Source organism: Pseudomonas sp. NPDC087803, from assembly GCF_044742995.1.
Lineage (GTDB): Bacteria > Pseudomonadota > Gammaproteobacteria > Pseudomonadales > Pseudomonadaceae > Aquipseudomonas.
The window spans coordinates 44,205-58,596 of the sequence record NZ_JBIUVO010000029.1; the positions used below are offsets into that span (position 1 = coordinate 44,205).

The window sequence follows — 14,392 nt, forward strand, 5'->3', positions numbered from 1 at the left end:
ACCCCCCCCCCCCCCCCCCCCGCCCCGCCCGCGCCCCCCCCCTCCTGGCGAGGCGGCCAAGCTAGCATAGCGTTTCAATGGCAGCCAACAGCGCTACGAGCGGTAAGCGGATGGCGTGTGGCAGGTTGTCGCATCGGCACAGCAGACTGTCGCCCCATCAACAACCGAACGGGTGTTTAAACGTGCAGCCCCGTGGGTGTTGCGTAAAAAAAGGCGCGATGTTGCCAGCTTTGGCGGGGTGTTGGAAGCGCTATCCGGCCGAACGTACCTGATTCGCCCTTTTATTGTGCATCCCACACTTTTTCAGTGTGTTTCTGGTGCGCTCGTTCGTTTGAAAAGTGAGTCGCAGGGTAACGCTCTGGCGAATTGCCATTCATTCCAATGACTTGCGATGACTGTCCGGTCGCGCTGAGAAGCGCGGCCCAGAAGAGTTTGAAACATTTTGGCGCAATAATTGCGTGCAGAATCTGGAACGCCCCGTTGGTTTCTTTTTACGAGAAGGAAAGCCAGACGGGACGGACGCAATCGCTTTCCTCGCAAAGGTAGTTCCGATGAGCAGTACCCCAAGCTCCAATGGCCTCGAACAGGGGCTCAAACCGCGTCATGTGACCATGTTGTCGATCGCCGGTGTTATCGGCGCCGGTCTGTTCGTTGGCTCCGGCCACGCGATCGCTGCCGCCGGCCCTGCCGTACTGCTGGCCTACGCCGCCGCCGGTACTCTGGTGGTGCTGGTAATGCGTATGCTCGGTGAGATGGCTGTCGCTTCGCCCGACACCGGCTCGTTCTCGACTTACGCCGACCGTGCCATCGGGCACTGGGCCGGTTTCACCATCGGCTGGTTGTACTGGTGGTTCTGGGTATTGGTGATTCCGCTGGAAGCCAACGCCGCCGCGACCATCCTCCATGCCTGGTTCCCGGGGATCGAGATCTGGGCATTCGCACTGATCATCACCATGCTGCTGACGGTCACCAACCTGTTCAGCGTGAAAAACTACGGTGAATTCGAATTCTGGTTTGCCCTGATCAAGGTCCTGGCGATCATCGGCTTCATCGCGCTGGGTCTTGCGGCCGTTTTCGGCTTCCTGCCGAACAGCCAGGTCAGCGGTGTTTCGCACCTGTTCGACTCCGGCGGCTTCCTGCCAAATGGCATGGGCGCGGTGCTGGGCGCAATCCTGACCACCATGTTCTCGTTCATGGGTACCGAAATCGTGACCATCGCGGCCGCGGAATCGAAGAACCCGGGCAAGCAGATCTCCAAGGCCACCAACTCGGTGATCTGGCGGATCGGCCTGTTCTACCTCGTGTCGATCTTCATTGTTGTGGCCCTGGTGCCGTGGAACGATCCGACCTTGGCCAACCTCGGTTCCTACCAGACCGTGCTTGAGCGCATGGGTATTCCGAACGCGAAAATGATCGTCGACATCGTGGTGCTGGTCGCGGTCACCAGCTGCCTGAACTCGGCGCTGTACACCTCGTCGCGCATGCTGTTCTCCCTCGGCAAGCGCGGTGATGCACCGGCCATGTCGACCCGGGTGAACAAAAGCGGCACGCCTTACTGGGCGGTGATGCTGTCGACCGGCGCGGCGTTCCTCTGCACCTTCGCCAACTACGTGGCCCCGGCCGCGGTGTTCGAATTCCTGCTGGCCAGCTCCGGCGCCATTGCACTGCTGGTGTACCTGGTGATCGCGTTCTCGCAACTGCGCATGCGTAAACAACGCATGGCCCGCGGCGAGAAAATCGTCTTCAGCATGTGGCTCTTCCCGGGCCTGACCTACGCGGTGATCATCTTCATCGTCGCGGCCCTGACCATCATGCTGTTCCAGGAAGCCCACCGCGTGGAAATCCTCGCAACCGGTCTGCTGAGCCTCATGGTCGTTGCTGCCGGCCTGCTGGTGGCACGCCGCCGCAAGCTGGAAAACCGTGGTGCGGTGGTGTTGAACTGATCCGCAACGCGTAATGCAAAACGGCCGCTGTCAGTGATGACGAGCGGCCGTTTTTGTTTGTGAGCGGGGTTTATTCGCTCTTTTCTTCCTGGGCATCCAGCGACTTGCCGTAAGTATCCAGCGCAATTCCGAAATCAGTGATGAACTGTGGTTCGGTCAGCCAGGCCTGGGCGGTTTCGATGTCCATGCCGTCGGCCCACATGCGGTAGTCGATCAGCATGTCGGCGGCCAGGTGGGTGGCGGCCATGCCTTCGTTCTCGGCGTTTTCCATGTCCAGCAGCTCTGGATGGTCAACGATGATGAACGCCAGTTCGCGCAGCAGGGTCAGCAGCATTTCGTTGCGGCTGACGGCTTCGGCGTCGCGCATTTTGCTGAACATTGCGAGGGTGTATTCCGGGATCGGCTCGTCCAGATGGCCGAGGTTGTCGTCCTGGTCCAGCGGCTTACGCCCGACCATGCGGATGTGCTTGGCTTTGGCCTTGGCGCGTTTGGCGCGTTTCTGTTGCTTGTTCAGGGATGCCATGGGAACTCAGTTCTTCTGTGGGGTTTGTGCGGCAATCGCGTCGGACGCCGCCACATAGTCGGCCTGGAAGGCCGGGGATTCGATCCACGCCAGGGCGCCGGCTTCGTCGGTCTCTTTCGACCACTGGCGATACTCGATCAGCGCGGCGAGGATGAAGTCCATCGCGCCTTCTTCGCCTTCCTGCTCGTAGACCAGCTCCAGCAGTGGGTCTTCGAGGAACGCGGTGCACATGGCTTGCTGGCTGATCTTCTCGGCGTCGATCATTTTCTTGAACAGCTCGGTCAGGTCCACCGATTCGAAGTCGATGCGGTCATCGTTCGGGTCCAGTTCGACCGGCGCCTCGGCGCGTTTGGTGCGGTTCTGCTTGGCCTTGGTCTTGGCCCGGGCGGCGCGTTTTTGCTGCTTGTTGGCGGAGGCCATGGTCTGTTCCGTCGTGCGTTTGAAGGGCTCAGCTGCGTGGCACTGGCCGCCCGGGTGTGTCGGGGGCCAGCTCGCCGGTTTGCAGCCAGGTCAGAGCGATGGGCCATAGTGTGGCTTGGTATGCGCTGCGAAAAAAGGCGAAATGTCCGACTTGTTGCTCGCCGATGTCCTGCGGCGCGATGCGCAGGTGGGATTTGTGCGCATGGCTGAAGTAGCTGAGCAGGCGTTCGATGGCCGGGATCGTGCCGTACGGGTCGTCGCTGATACTGATCGCCAAGGTCTTTGCGCGGACGTTGACGAAGGGCAGGCGACCGCTTGCCTTCAGCAGTCGGCGACCGCTCGGGCGCTGCTCGTAGCGCGCGGCAGGCGTGCTCCAGTCGCGTACGACGCCAGCCGGCGTGTCCTCCAGCCAGCCGAGGCGCTTGCCCGGGAAATAGCCACAGAACCGCGTCAGAAGCGGCATCAGCAGGTGCCATTTGCCAAACATGCGCCAGCGCTGTTCGGGGGCGTAGTCGCGCCAGTAAGCGAACTGCGCGCCGACCGTCACCAGCCGACGAATGACCTGCCCGGACTCGCCAAGTCCCGCCGCGCAACCGCCGAAGCTATGGCCGACCACATCGATTGGCTGGCCGGGAAACTCCCGTTGCGCGCGTTTGAGCATCGCCTCGAAATCCAGTGCGCCCCAATCGGTCCATGAGGCCTCAAGGCCTTTCAGGGTTGCCGGACGTGATTCGCCGATGCCTCGGTAGTCGTAGGTGATCACGTCGAAGCCGTTGGCGAACAGGTAATCGGCGAAGCGTGAATAGTGTCGGCAGCGGACCGAGGTGGCAGCGTTGATGATGACTACCGGGCGTTGCGTGTCAGACAGGGTGTGCTGCCAAGTGAAACCGCCGAGCACAAAGCCATCGGCGGCGACTTCCTTGAAGGCCTCACCTTGTTTGCCTGTCAACACCGGTGACGGTGACTGCATGTCTTGCGTTGCTGACGCATCCTGACAGCTCATCGCTTTCGACCCTTTCGCGGAGCTGTCAACAATAGCCTTCACGCCACACGGGAACAATCCGCCGTTTCTATTCAGCGGATTGCAGGAGCAGGCGTTCTTCGATCAGAGCCTGTTCCCGATTGAGTTCGGCGCGCAGTTCTTCCTCACTCGGCAGTATGGTTTTGTAACTGCTGGCGAACAGTTGCTCATTGCCCTTGAGCATCGAGTAACGCGCGACCGAGTCATTGCTCTCAGCACACAGAATGATCCCGACTGTCGGTTTGTCGCCTTCGCTGCGCTTGAGTTCGTCGTACATGCGCACGTACATGTCCATTTGTCCGACGTCGCGGGCACTGAGCCTTCCGCTTTTGAGCTCAATGATCACGAAGCATTTGAGCAAATAGTTGTAGAACACCAGATCGATGTACAGATCTACATCATGAGTACTGAGGCGTTGTTGGCGAGCGACGAAGGAAAAGCCCTTGCCCAGCTCAAGAAGAAAGCCCTGCAGGTGTTCGATGAGAGCCTGTTCAAGAGCATCCTCTCTGATCTTGCAGGGCGCAGGCAGCCCGAGAAACTCTAGCAAGACTGGGTCGCGAATGAATTCGCGCGGATTGTCTTTCATCGCCTCAATGTTGGTGGAGGCTTCCTCAATCACATCGGCCTTGTCTCGACTCATGAGGAGTCGTTCGTAGTAGAGCGTATTGATCTGGCGATCAAGGGCGCGGCTGGACCAGTTCAGGTTCGCGGTTTCTTCCACGTACCATTGACGCGCTTTTGCGCTTTCGACCCGCAGCAGCCTGCGATAGTGAGTCCAGCTCAATTCGAGACGCAGTGCGTCTCGAATTGGGAACAGCTGATAAAACAGGCGCATCTTGCGAAGATTGGTTTCATCAAACCCCTTCCCGAACTGCGCCGTCAGATCCTTCGCCAACAAAGCCAGCAACCGCTTGCCGTACCCCGCCCGCTGCGCCCCTTGCTGTTCAAACTCGACAATATGCCGGCCGATCTGCCAACAGGTCTGGACTTGAATCGTATCAACCGCACGCAGCACTTTTTGCCGCGCCTGGCGGATCAGTTCGCCCAACTCTCCCAGCAATGAATCGATTTTCGGGTCTTGCGCATCATCAGTTTTTAACGGGTTCATCGAGTCTTCCGCATCATTGGAAACAGACGCAAAAGCATGCCGGGATTCACCGCTCGGCGATGTCGGGCGAGCCTGTGAAGTCAGCAGGAAGGCGGGATGGGTAGTGCAGGACGTTGCCGGCAAAAGGCGTATTGATAGCAATGGTCTGTAGTCCATTTCGTACATGCGCCAAGTACCAATCAATCTAAAACAAGCCTTGCGGTGCCAGATCTAAAAAAGGGTAACGATTGGGTTCTTCAGAACCCCGGAGTCGCCATCATGAAAAACATTCGTTCATTCATGCTGCCGCTCGCTGCTGTCAGTTGGCTGCTGTTGCCTGGCATGTCCCAGGCCGCCAACCTGGAACCGGTCGACAGTGCCGGCGTGCAAGTCCAGCAGCAACAGCAAAACGGCATCAACTACCTGTCCGGCGGGATTGGCGTTGATGAGGCAAAAGCCATTCAACAATCCACCGGTTACAACCTGCACATGACGTTCGCGGTGGGTGCGCAGGATCAGTACACCGCTGATGTCGATGTGACGATTCAAAAGTCACCAGAACAAACCGTGCTGACTCTCACCCAGACGGGCCCGCTGGTGTACGTGCAGTTGCCACCCGGTAAGTACACCGTGGTCGCCACGCGCAATGGCGAAACACGGCGTGACGTGACAGATGTTGGCAGCGGCACTGCGCGCAATCTGGTGTTCCACTGGAATGACGCTGGATAGCGTTGGGTGTAATTGAAAGTCGAGGCGCGGGTGCAATCCCGCGCCTTCCTTTACCCCCGCCTGCGCTTGGCCTTCTGCTTGTCGCTGGGCTCGTGCGCCATCCGGTAAATCCATAATCCGATCCAGCCGAGGGCTATCAGGAACACGGTGCCGATGCACTGCGACACGATCTCGAACCAAAACATTCGGGGTTGCTGCGCGAGGGTGTAGGTATGGCGTGGACCGGAGCGGTTCCAGGTGGTGATGGAGCCGCTGTCCAGGCTGTGGACGATCAGATAAATCGACGCGGCGATGAGGAAGGCGATCAAAACGCCGACCAGTACCGTCAGCCAGAATGCCACCCGGCTCTGGCGATAGGGTGGCGGATGGGGCAGGGGGACGCGGGTTCTTTTCTGGTTCATCGAACGGATGACCCTCTTCCATAAGGTGCGGCCAAAGTAGCGCGGATCGTCTTTGTTCGAAACCCGTCGCGCATTTGCGCAGCCCAGAAAAAGGATGAAGTGAGCCGCCGTCAAATCGCAGGCATAAAAAAACCCTGAATCTTGCGATTCAGGGTTTTCGGTATTTGGTGCCCAGAGACGGAATCGAACCGCCGACACGGGGATTTTCAATCCCCTGCTCTACCGACTGAGCTATCTGGGCAACGGGGCGCATTAAAAGGGTTTTTCGGATTTACGTCAACGACTTTTTTAAAATTTCTTAAATTAATTCCGTCGCTTACGATCCGACCCCCGATTTTGCGGGTTTACTCTGCGGGCGGAACGTAGCCTTCGGCCTTGGCGTAATCCTCGCCGGAGAAGTACTTGTCCATTTCGCCCTGGAGATATTTGCGGTCTTCGGCGTTCATCATGTTCAGACGCTTTTCGTTGATCAGCAGGGTCTGGTGTTTCTGCCAGTCAGCCCAGGCCTTGGCCGAGACGTGGTCAAAAATATCCTGACCTTTGGCGCCCGGGAAAGGAGCGCGTTCCAGCGCGGGCAGTTCTTCTTTGTACTTGCGGCACATGATGGTGCGGGTCATGACGACTCTCCTGCGTTCAATACGGCGGCCGCGCGTTCGAGCAAGGTTTTGACCGGGGCGGCAAGGCCCAGGCGCGGCGGGGTGGCGAGGTTATACCAGAGCCAGTCGGCCTCGGCCACGTGGTGGCCTGCCTCCTGCACCTGAACCAGCCAGGGTTCGATGGACAGCTGGAAATGGCTGAAGGTGTGGACGAGGCTTGGCAGCGCCTGCTGCTCGCCCATGGTCAGCGAGTGCTGGTCGGCCAGATGTTGCAGGTCGTCGAGGTCGTCGAGTTCCGGCAGGCTCCACAAACCGCCCCACAGGCCTGTCGACGGACGGCGATAAAGCAGAATCGCGCCTTCGCCGTTGGCCAGCAGCGGCATCAGCGTGCGTTTCTGCGGGATGGCCTTGCGCGGTTTGGGGATCGGATAGCGCGTTTCCAACCCGAGCATGTGCGCCTCGCAGCCCTTTTCCAGCGGACACAGCAGGCAGCTCGGTTTGCTGCGCGTACACAGTGTGGCGCCAAGATCCATCATCGCCTGGGTGTAGGCGTTGACCCGATCGTGCGGCGTGAAACGCTCTGCATTGGCCCACAGCTGTTTGGCGACCTTCGGTTCCCCAGGGTATCCCTCCTGCGCGGTAAAACGCGCCAGAACGCGTTTGACGTTGCCATCGAGGATCGGCGCGCGCAGGCCCATGCTGATGCTGGCGATGGCGCCGGCGGTGGACAGGCCGATCCCCGGCAGATCCGTCAGCTTTTCGACGTCCCGCGGAAATTCGCCGCCGTACTGGCTGACGACGATCTTCGCGGTCTTCTGCAGATTGCGCGCGCGGGTGTAGTAACCGAGCCCGGTCCACAGGTGCAGCACTTCGTCCTCCGGCGCTTCGGCCAGCGCTTGCACGGTTGGCAGCGCGGCCATGAAGCGGTCGAAGTAATTGAGCACGGTGCTGACCTGGGTCTGCTGCAACATGATCTCCGACACCCACACCCGATACGGGTTGATGTCTTGCTGCCAAGGCAAATCGTGGCGGCCGTGGCGGTCGAACCATTCCAGCACCGCCGTGGAAAACTGCTCCGCTGTCATCGCTTGAACAGCCCCTTCAATGCGTTTTTCAATTCCGGGCTGACCTTGTCGCCGAGTTTTTCATCGATCTTCTCGCTGAGTTTGTCACCGGCGATTTTGGTCGCGACCTGGCCGAGACGTTCGTTATCCACACGGCAGGCCTTGGCGCCCAGCTCCAGCGGGCCACGGCAGCGCAGCGGCCACTCGATGCCGACGAACTTCTCGCCGACCTGACAGGCCGGATCCGGCATGGCGCTGGTGTCGCCCTCGACGATGATGCCGACTCGGTAATCCATGCCCAGCACCCGCAGGTCGATGTCGCCATCGCCGTTGACGGTCATGCCGGGGATGCGCACTTTCAGGTCCGGGTTGCTGGCGACGCCGTTGCGGAAAGTCAGGTTGCCCTTGAGTTCCTGGAACGGCGTGTCCTTGCCCCGCGGCTCGCCGCTGAGGGTTTTGCGGTTGAGGGTGGCGATGCCTTTGCACAGTTGCTGTTCAAGGTTGGCGTTGAGCAGCACGCCGTTGTTGATCACGAAACTGGCGTTGCCATTGAGGGTGTCGATCAGCGCCTGCTGGCTGTTGCCGCTGCCGGTGAGGTTGCTGGTCAGCGTGACCAGACCTTTGACCGGCGGATTCTTGCCCTGGCTTTCGAGGATTTTCTCGGCCGGTACTCGGTTGATTCTGGTCTGCAGGTTCAGCACCGGCGCACTCGGGCGTACGTCGAGGGTGCCCTTGGCTTCAAAGTCGCCGTTGTACAGGCCGCCGCGCAGGTTCTCCAGCGTCAGCAGGCCGCCCTGGCCGGTGGCTTTGAGCGCGGCGTTCTGGATCGGCAGTTTGTCGAGGGTCAGTTGACCGAAGCTCAGGTCGGCATCGACGTCGAGTTTGGACAGACGCTCGACCGGCAGCAGACGCTCGGTGCTCCAGGCGCTTTTGCTCGGTTTGTCCGGCAGCGGCGTGCTGCCGGCACCGGCCATGGCATCGGCTTCGGTGCTGGCGACTTCAGCCTGACGCACTTGCGTAGCGTTTTTGGCCTTGTCCGATTTCGGCGGCAGGTAGCGGTCGACATCAAAGGTGTCGGCCTTGAGGATCGCGCGCAGCGACTGCTTGGCGAAGTCTTCCACGGCAATGCGCCCGCTGAAGCTGCTGTCGTCGAGTTTCAGGTTGATATTGTCGAAGGCCACGCTGGTGGGCGTGGCGGCCACGCGGCTGACCAGTTCGACCTTGCTCAGGCTGCCGGGCGCCATGGCCGGCAACGTCTGGCCGATGCTGTCGACGAATTTCGCCAGATCGAACTGGGCGATCGAAATCCCGCCAGTGATCTGCGGGGTCTTGTCGAGGTCGTTGGCTTTCAGCTCACCGAGGGCGCGCAACTGGTTGGCGGAGATCTTGATACCGGTCCATTCAGCGACGTTCGCCGCCTTGTCCAGCAAGATCTGTCCTTGGGCGGAAAAGGTCATGGCCTTGCCCTGCAGTGGGTCGCCGGTCAATTCGCCAGACAGTTTCATGTCTTCGAACTTGTAGCGTTGCAGGGCGCGCTCGATGCGCAGTTCGCCGTTGAGTTCGGTACGCACCCGCAGCACAGGCTGATTGGTGCTGAGGAACGCCGTGGCTTTCAGCGGAATGTTGGTCGAATCGTGTACCGGGCCCGTACTCAGCTGGATGCTCTCGGCGCTGTACTGCTTGCCGGTCTGCTCGTCATTGTATTCAACGCGGGCGTTGTTGACGGTCAGGCTGTCGATGTCGAGGCGGATTGGCTGTGGCGGTTTTTCCGGCTGTGGGCTGGCTTCTGCAACGGGTGCGTTGGCCGGCGCCGGGCTGCCGGCGGGCGCGGCTGCTGGCGGCAGTTTGCCGATGTCTTCCCAGTTGCCGTGGCCGCTCTTGTCGCGTTTGAGGCGCAGGTTCAGGCCTTCGACGCGCACATCGCTCATCTGCACTTCGCGCCGCAACAGCGGCAGCACACGCACGGACAGGCCGAGCATCTGCAGGTCGGCATACGGTTCGGTCGGATTGATCAGGGTGGCGATGCTGGCTTCATGCAGTTCCAGGCCGAGCCACGGGAACAGGCTCCAGCCGATATCGCCATTGAGCGTCAGCTCGATGTGGGCCTTGTCGCGGGCTATCTGGCGGATCTCGTCTTTGTAGTCGTTGGGATCAAACAGGTGGGTCAGGGCGAAGCCCGCCGCCACAATGATCAGCAACAGCCCGAGAAGTACCAGACCCAGGATTTTGCCGAACGCTTTCATGGGCGAGTCCTTGTAGTTAGTCGAATTCGTAATTTAGCCGGGGAGTATAGCGCTGCATCCGCCCCATTCGGGGCGCTGTCATGTCGCGATGACTTCCAGCGGCAATTGCAATTTGGCGGCCAGTGCCTGCGTTTCAAGGTGTCCGGCCGGTGCCAGCAGGCGCAGTTGTGCACCCGCTTGCGACGCCATTTTCTGCGCTTGGTTCACCAATCGCTCCGCTACCCCTCGGCGCCTGGTGACTTTTCGTACACACAGATGGGACAAGTACCAAACCCCGTCGTGCCTTGTCAGGCGCGCTGCACCGAGCAGTCGGTCATTGAAACGTCCTGTAATCAAAGAACCGTCGGCCAGGCTGCTTTCGATCAGTTGGGCGTCCCCGGAATACGGTGCGAACAGCCATTGCGGGGCATCACGGTAGATCTTCTGCAAATCCTGTTGATCCTGGTAACTGGCGTCTTCAAGCGTTTGAACGATGACAGGCATGATTTTCCCGTTTGTGAGGCTCTAGGTAGGAGCTGCCGCAGGCTGCGATCTTTTGATGTTGGCGGTTTCAAAAAAGCTTAAAAGATCGCAGCGTTCCGCAGCTCCTACAGGTATGCGCCGCTCTAGGTAGGAGCTGCCGTAGGCTGCGATCTTTTGATGTTGGTGGTTTCAAAAAAGATCAAAAGATCGCAGCGTTCCGCAGCTCCTACAGGTATGTGCAGCTCTAGGTAGGAGCTGCCGCAGGCTGCGATCTTTTGATGTTGGCGGTTTCAAAAAAGATCAAAAGATCGCAGCGTTCCGCAGCTCCTGCAGGAGACGAGATCAGATGACACGAAAAAGGTGATATCAGTTTGGTTTTTCTGTCACCTGCAAATGGTAACCTTCGCCGGTTCGTCCGTCCTTCTGCGACTTAACGTCGCGCCTTCAAGGAGCTTCACCTGAAAAAACGGTCATGCCTGCGTGCATAAAGGCCGAGGGTGAGCAGTGGCTGGCGAACCATACTAATAATTGGGGGATACACAATGAGCACGAGCATCACGGCGGACGGCCTCAAAGCCGACCAGCCTGCGTTCCTGTCCAAGGAGCGCATCATCGCCAAGCCCGGTTTCAACCGCTGGCTGGTTCCACCGGCCGCGCTGGCCATCCACCTGTGCATCGGCATGGCCTACGGTTTCTCGGTGTTCTGGTTGCCGCTGTCCAAGGCGCTGGGCGTCACCGCGCCTGTGGCTTGCGCGCCGGACATGAGCTTCATCGCTCAGGTCTTTTCTTCGCAATGCGACTGGCCGATCTCCATGCTCGGCTGGATCTACACCCTGTTCTTCATTTTCCTCGGCTGCTCGGCAGCGATCTGGGGTGGCTGGCTGGAACACGCCGGGCCACGCAAGGCCGGTGTGGTGTCGGCATTGTGCTGGTGCGGCGGTCTGCTGATCTCGGCACTGGGGATTTATACCCACCAGATCTGGCTGATGTGGATCGGCTCCGGCGTGATCGGCGGTATCGGTCTGGGCCTGGGCTATATCTCGCCGGTCTCGACCCTGATCAAGTGGTTCCCGGACAAGCGCGGCATGGCAACCGGCATGGCGATCATGGGCTTCGGTGGCGGCGCGATGGTCGGTGCACCGTTGGCCACTGCGCTGATGAGCCACTTCGCTTCGCCTGCCGGTGTCGGCGTGTGGCAGAGCTTCGTGGCCATGGCGGCGATCTACTTCGTGTTCATGATCGGTGGCGCCCTGGCCTACCGCGTGCCGCCAACCGGCTGGAAGCCTGAAGGCTGGACCGCTCCGGCAAAGAAAGCCTCGAACGCGATGATCACCCACCGTCACGTGCACGTGAATGTGGCGTGGAAAACCCCGCAGTTCCGTCTGGTGTGGCTGGTGCTGTGCCTGAACGTATCGGCCGGTATCGGCATCCTCGGCATGGCTTCGCCACTGCTGCAGGAAGTGTTCGGCGGCAAGCTGCTGGGCGTCGACGTGCCGTTCGGTCAACTGGACGCCGGGCAACTGGCTTCGATCGCCGCGATTGCTGCCGGCTTCACCGGTCTGCTGAGCCTGTTCAACATCGGTGGCCGCTTCTTCTGGGCCTCGTTCTCGGACTACCTGGGTCGCAAAAACACCTATTTCGTGTTCTTCGCCCTCGGTTTTGCCCTGTACGCACTGATCCCGAACATGGGCCATCTGGGCAACGTAGCGCTGTTCGTGGCGGCGTTCTGCATCATCCTGTCGATGTACGGCGGTGGTTTTGCGACCGTTCCGGCGTATCTGGCGGACCTGTTCGGCACGCAAATGGTCGGTGCGATCCACGGTCGCCTGCTGACTGCCTGGGCTGCGGCCGGCGTGCTCGGTCCGGTGCTGGTGAACTACCTGCGTGAGTATCAGTTGAGCATCGGCGTTGAACGCGCCGCCGCTTACGACATCACCCTGTACATCCTCGCCGGCCTGCTGGTGCTGGGTTTCCTGTGCAACCTGCTGGTGCGTCCGGTGGCCGACAAGTACTTCATGACCGACGCTGAGCTGGCTGCCGAACAGGCACTGGGTCACGACAAAGGTGCTGATGCGAGCACCGTGCTGGAGTGGAAAGCCGCACCGGGCAGCAAGCCACTGGCAATCGCCGCGTGGCTGGTGGTGGGTATTCCGTTGGCGTGGGGTGTGTGGGTGACCCTGCAGAAGACGGCGGTACTGTTTCACTAAGTAATGGGTAAAACGCAGTACCCCTGTGGGAGCGGGCTTGCTCGCGAAGGCGGTATGTCATTCAGCATTGATGTTGACTGACACTCCCTCTTCGCGAGCAAGCCCGCTCCCATATTTGTTTTGTGCTGCTTCAAATGGCTTGTATGGACATGTCTACCCGCGACAGCCGGGGCTCCTGTCCGTCAGGCATATCACGTCTCGTGTTTCTGTTTCGGCCCCGCGTGCCTATAATGGCTGCCTTTTTCGCCCAATGATTTTGCGGAGCTGGTGATGGCCGAACGTAAGGCGTCTGTCGAGCGCGACACTCTGGAAACCCAGATCAAAGCCTCGATCAACCTTGATGGCACCGGAAAGGCCCGATTCGATATCGGTGTTCCTTTTCTTGAGCACATGCTGGATCAGATCGCCCGTCACGGGTTGATCGACCTGGATATTGAATGCAAGGGCGATCTGCATATCGACGACCACCATACCGTGGAAGACGTCGGTATCACCCTCGGCCAGGCGTTCGCCAAAGCCATCGGCGACAAGAAAGGCATCCGTCGCTACGGCCACGCCTACGTGCCGCTCGATGAAGCGCTGTCACGCGTGGTGATCGACTTCTCCGGCCGCCCAGGCCTGCAGATGCACGTGCCGTACACCCGCGCCACCGTGGGCGGCTTCGACGTTGACCTGTTCCAGGAATTCTTCCAGGGCTTCGTCAACCACGCGCTGGTCAGCCTGCACATCGACAACCTGCGTGGCACCAACACCCACCACCAGATCGAAACCGTGTTCAAGGCTTTCGGCCGCGCGCTGCGCATGGCCGTCGAGCTGGACGAGCGCATGGCCGGGCAAATGCCATCGACCAAAGGCGTTCTGTAATGCAGACGGTTGCAGTTATCGACTACGGCATGGGCAACCTGCACTCGGTGGCCAAGGCCCTCGAGCACGTTGGCGCCGGCAAGGTGCTGATCACCAGCGATGCGGACGTGATCCGCGAAGCCGACCGCGTGGTATTCCCCGGCGTGGGTGCGATTCGCGATTGCATGGCGGAGATTCGTCGCCTGGGTTTCGATTCGCTGGTGCGTGAAGTCAGCCAGGATCGTCCGTTTCTCGGCATCTGCGTCGGCATGCAAGCCCTGCTCGACAGCAGCGAAGAGAACGACGGCGTCGACTGCATCGGCCTGTTCCCGGGCGCGGTGAAGTTCTTCGGCAAAGATCTGCATGAAGACGGCGAGCACCTGAAAGTCCCGCACATGGGCTGGAACGAGGTGCAGCAGAAGGTCAGTCACCCGCTGTGGCACGACATTCCGGACATGGCGCGTTTCTACTTCGTGCACAGCTACTACATCGCTGCCGCCAATGCGCGGCAGGTGGTCGGAAGCGGTCATTACGGGGTCGATTTCGCGGCAGCGCTGGCCGAAGGCTCGCGCTTCGCCGTGCAGTTCCACCCGGAGAAGAGCCATACCCATGGCCTGCAATTGCTGCAGAACTTCGCTGCGTGGGACGGTCGCTGGTAAATGGCTGCCAAGAAGTCCAAACCGCCGATCCTGACCCTCACTCCTGAACAGGAGAACGAGGCCAACCGCAAGATTCAGCGGTTCATGGAGGATCGGTTCGAACTCGACCTGGGTTCGTTCGAAGCGGCGGAGATTCTTGAGCTGTTTACCCGCGAAATTGCTCCGCACTATTACAACAGGGCGATTTTCGATGT

General features: G+C 60.0%; 15 protein-coding genes and 1 tRNA gene. 6 read left to right on the forward strand and 10 right to left on the reverse strand.

All coding sequences use genetic code 11. The features are described from left to right. Window positions 1–551 precede the first annotated feature (551 nt). Entirely contained in the window at window positions 552–1,943 is a 1,392-nt protein-coding gene (gabP, locus tag ACIOUG_RS15935; protein ID WP_027611243.1) for a GABA permease, read from the forward strand. A 70-nt stretch (window positions 1,944–2,013) separates the two neighbouring features. On the opposite strand, the gene ACIOUG_RS15940 is transcribed toward gabP, so the two are convergent. The 4 genes from ACIOUG_RS15940 to ACIOUG_RS15955 form a co-directional block, all read right to left on the reverse strand. After that, the gene (locus tag ACIOUG_RS15940) at window positions 2,014–2,466 is read right to left on the reverse strand and encodes a hypothetical protein (protein WP_103485282.1); all 453 of its coding nucleotides are present in this window, start codon (window positions 2,464–2,466) and stop codon (window positions 2,014–2,016) included. Window positions 2,467–2,472: 6 nt separating this feature from the next. Continuing rightward, the gene (locus ACIOUG_RS15945; RefSeq protein WP_401066869.1) at window positions 2,473–2,886 is read right to left on the reverse strand and encodes a hypothetical protein; all 414 of its coding nucleotides are present in this window, start codon (window positions 2,884–2,886) and stop codon (window positions 2,473–2,475) included. A 28-nt stretch (window positions 2,887–2,914) separates the two neighbouring features. After that, entirely contained in the window at window positions 2,915–3,856 is a 942-nt protein-coding gene (locus tag ACIOUG_RS15950) for an alpha/beta fold hydrolase (RefSeq protein ID WP_401066871.1), read from the reverse strand. Between the two features lie 100 nt (window positions 3,857–3,956). Continuing rightward, window positions 3,957–5,015, reverse strand: a complete 1,059-nt coding sequence (locus tag ACIOUG_RS15955) for a YhcG family protein (RefSeq protein WP_401066886.1) — start codon at window positions 5,013–5,015, stop codon at window positions 3,957–3,959. A 258-nt stretch (window positions 5,016–5,273) separates the two neighbouring features. On the opposite strand from ACIOUG_RS15955, the gene ACIOUG_RS15960 reads away from it, so the two are divergent. Then, window positions 5,274–5,723 carry a carboxypeptidase regulatory-like domain-containing protein gene (locus ACIOUG_RS15960; RefSeq protein WP_401066872.1) on the forward strand — a complete coding sequence of 150 codons (450 nt, stop codon included), beginning with the start codon at window positions 5,274–5,276 and terminating at the stop codon, window positions 5,721–5,723. A gap of 50 nt (window positions 5,724–5,773) precedes the next feature. On the opposite strand, the gene ACIOUG_RS15965 is transcribed toward ACIOUG_RS15960, so the two are convergent. From ACIOUG_RS15965 to ACIOUG_RS15990, 6 genes are all read right to left on the reverse strand, one after another. After that, window positions 5,774–6,322: a hypothetical protein gene (locus tag ACIOUG_RS15965; protein WP_401066874.1), complete on the reverse strand. Its 549-nt coding sequence runs from the start codon at window positions 6,320–6,322 to the stop codon at window positions 5,774–5,776. Continuing rightward, a tRNA-Phe gene (locus tag ACIOUG_RS15970) sits at window positions 6,290–6,365 on the reverse strand. The genes ACIOUG_RS15965 and ACIOUG_RS15970 overlap by 33 nt, the downstream gene beginning before the upstream one ends. Window positions 6,366–6,468: 103 nt before the next feature. Next, window positions 6,469–6,741, reverse strand: a complete 273-nt coding sequence (locus tag ACIOUG_RS15975) for an oxidative damage protection protein (RefSeq protein ID WP_003220737.1) — start codon at window positions 6,739–6,741, stop codon at window positions 6,469–6,471. Next, window positions 6,738–7,805, reverse strand: coding sequence for an A/G-specific adenine glycosylase (mutY, locus tag ACIOUG_RS15980; protein ID WP_253148820.1), 1,068 nt, complete (start codon window positions 7,803–7,805; stop codon window positions 6,738–6,740). Before mutY ends, ACIOUG_RS15975 begins: the two co-directional genes overlap by 4 nt. Then, the gene (locus ACIOUG_RS15985) at window positions 7,802–10,027 is read right to left on the reverse strand and encodes an AsmA family protein (protein WP_401066876.1); all 2,226 of its coding nucleotides are present in this window, start codon (window positions 10,025–10,027) and stop codon (window positions 7,802–7,804) included. The genes mutY and ACIOUG_RS15985 overlap by 4 nt, the downstream gene beginning before the upstream one ends. Window positions 10,028–10,105: 78 nt before the next feature. After that, the gene (locus ACIOUG_RS15990; protein WP_401066878.1) at window positions 10,106–10,510 is read right to left on the reverse strand and encodes an acetyl-CoA sensor PanZ family protein; all 405 of its coding nucleotides are present in this window, start codon (window positions 10,508–10,510) and stop codon (window positions 10,106–10,108) included. Window positions 10,511–11,031: 521 nt separating this feature from the next. On the opposite strand from ACIOUG_RS15990, the gene ACIOUG_RS15995 reads away from it, so the two are divergent. The 4 genes from ACIOUG_RS15995 to ACIOUG_RS16010 all read left to right on the forward strand — a co-directional run. Next, window positions 11,032–12,696 (forward strand): OFA family MFS transporter, encoded by a 1,665-nt coding sequence (locus tag ACIOUG_RS15995; protein ID WP_401066880.1) that lies wholly within the window; start codon window positions 11,032–11,034, stop codon window positions 12,694–12,696. 270 nt (window positions 12,697–12,966) lie between these two features. After that, complete coding sequence (gene hisB / locus ACIOUG_RS16000) at window positions 12,967–13,560, forward strand: imidazoleglycerol-phosphate dehydratase HisB (RefSeq protein ID WP_007909204.1); 594 nt, start codon at window positions 12,967–12,969, stop codon at window positions 13,558–13,560. Next, complete coding sequence (gene hisH / locus ACIOUG_RS16005) at window positions 13,560–14,198, forward strand: imidazole glycerol phosphate synthase subunit HisH (protein WP_007961712.1); 639 nt, start codon at window positions 13,560–13,562, stop codon at window positions 14,196–14,198. The genes hisB and hisH overlap by 1 nt, the downstream gene beginning before the upstream one ends. After that, a partial coding sequence (locus tag ACIOUG_RS16010) for a DUF2164 family protein (RefSeq protein WP_401066882.1) occupies window positions 14,199–14,392 on the forward strand: 194 nt, incomplete at its 3' end.

Bases quoted from the DNA above. Each gene is read 5' to 3' on its own strand.
- gabP (WP_027611243.1), top strand. From the start codon at position 552: ATGAGCAGTACCCCAAGCTCCAATGGCCTCGAACAGGGGCTCAAACCG.
- ACIOUG_RS15940 (WP_103485282.1), bottom strand. From the start codon at position 2,466: ATGGCATCCCTGAACAAGCAACAGAAACGCGCCAAACGCGCCAAGGCC.
- ACIOUG_RS15945 (WP_401066869.1), bottom strand. From the start codon at position 2,886: ATGGCCTCCGCCAACAAGCAGCAAAAACGCGCCGCCCGGGCCAAGACC.
- ACIOUG_RS15950 (WP_401066871.1), bottom strand. From the start codon at position 3,856: ATGCAGTCACCGTCACCGGTGTTGACAGGCAAACAAGGTGAGGCCTTC.
- ACIOUG_RS15955 (WP_401066886.1), bottom strand. From the start codon at position 5,015: ATGAACCCGTTAAAAACTGATGATGCGCAAGACCCGAAAATCGATTCA.
- ACIOUG_RS15960 (WP_401066872.1), top strand. From the start codon at position 5,274: ATGAAAAACATTCGTTCATTCATGCTGCCGCTCGCTGCTGTCAGTTGG.
- ACIOUG_RS15975 (WP_003220737.1), bottom strand. From the start codon at position 6,741: ATGACCCGCACCATCATGTGCCGCAAGTACAAAGAAGAACTGCCCGCG.
- mutY (WP_253148820.1), bottom strand. From the start codon at position 7,805: ATGACAGCGGAGCAGTTTTCCACGGCGGTGCTGGAATGGTTCGACCGC.
- ACIOUG_RS15985 (WP_401066876.1), bottom strand. From the start codon at position 10,027: ATGAAAGCGTTCGGCAAAATCCTGGGTCTGGTACTTCTCGGGCTGTTG.
- ACIOUG_RS15990 (WP_401066878.1), bottom strand. From the start codon at position 10,510: ATGCCTGTCATCGTTCAAACGCTTGAAGACGCCAGTTACCAGGATCAA.
- ACIOUG_RS15995 (WP_401066880.1), top strand. From the start codon at position 11,032: ATGAGCACGAGCATCACGGCGGACGGCCTCAAAGCCGACCAGCCTGCG.
- hisB (WP_007909204.1), top strand. From the start codon at position 12,967: ATGGCCGAACGTAAGGCGTCTGTCGAGCGCGACACTCTGGAAACCCAG.
- hisH (WP_007961712.1), top strand. From the start codon at position 13,560: ATGCAGACGGTTGCAGTTATCGACTACGGCATGGGCAACCTGCACTCG.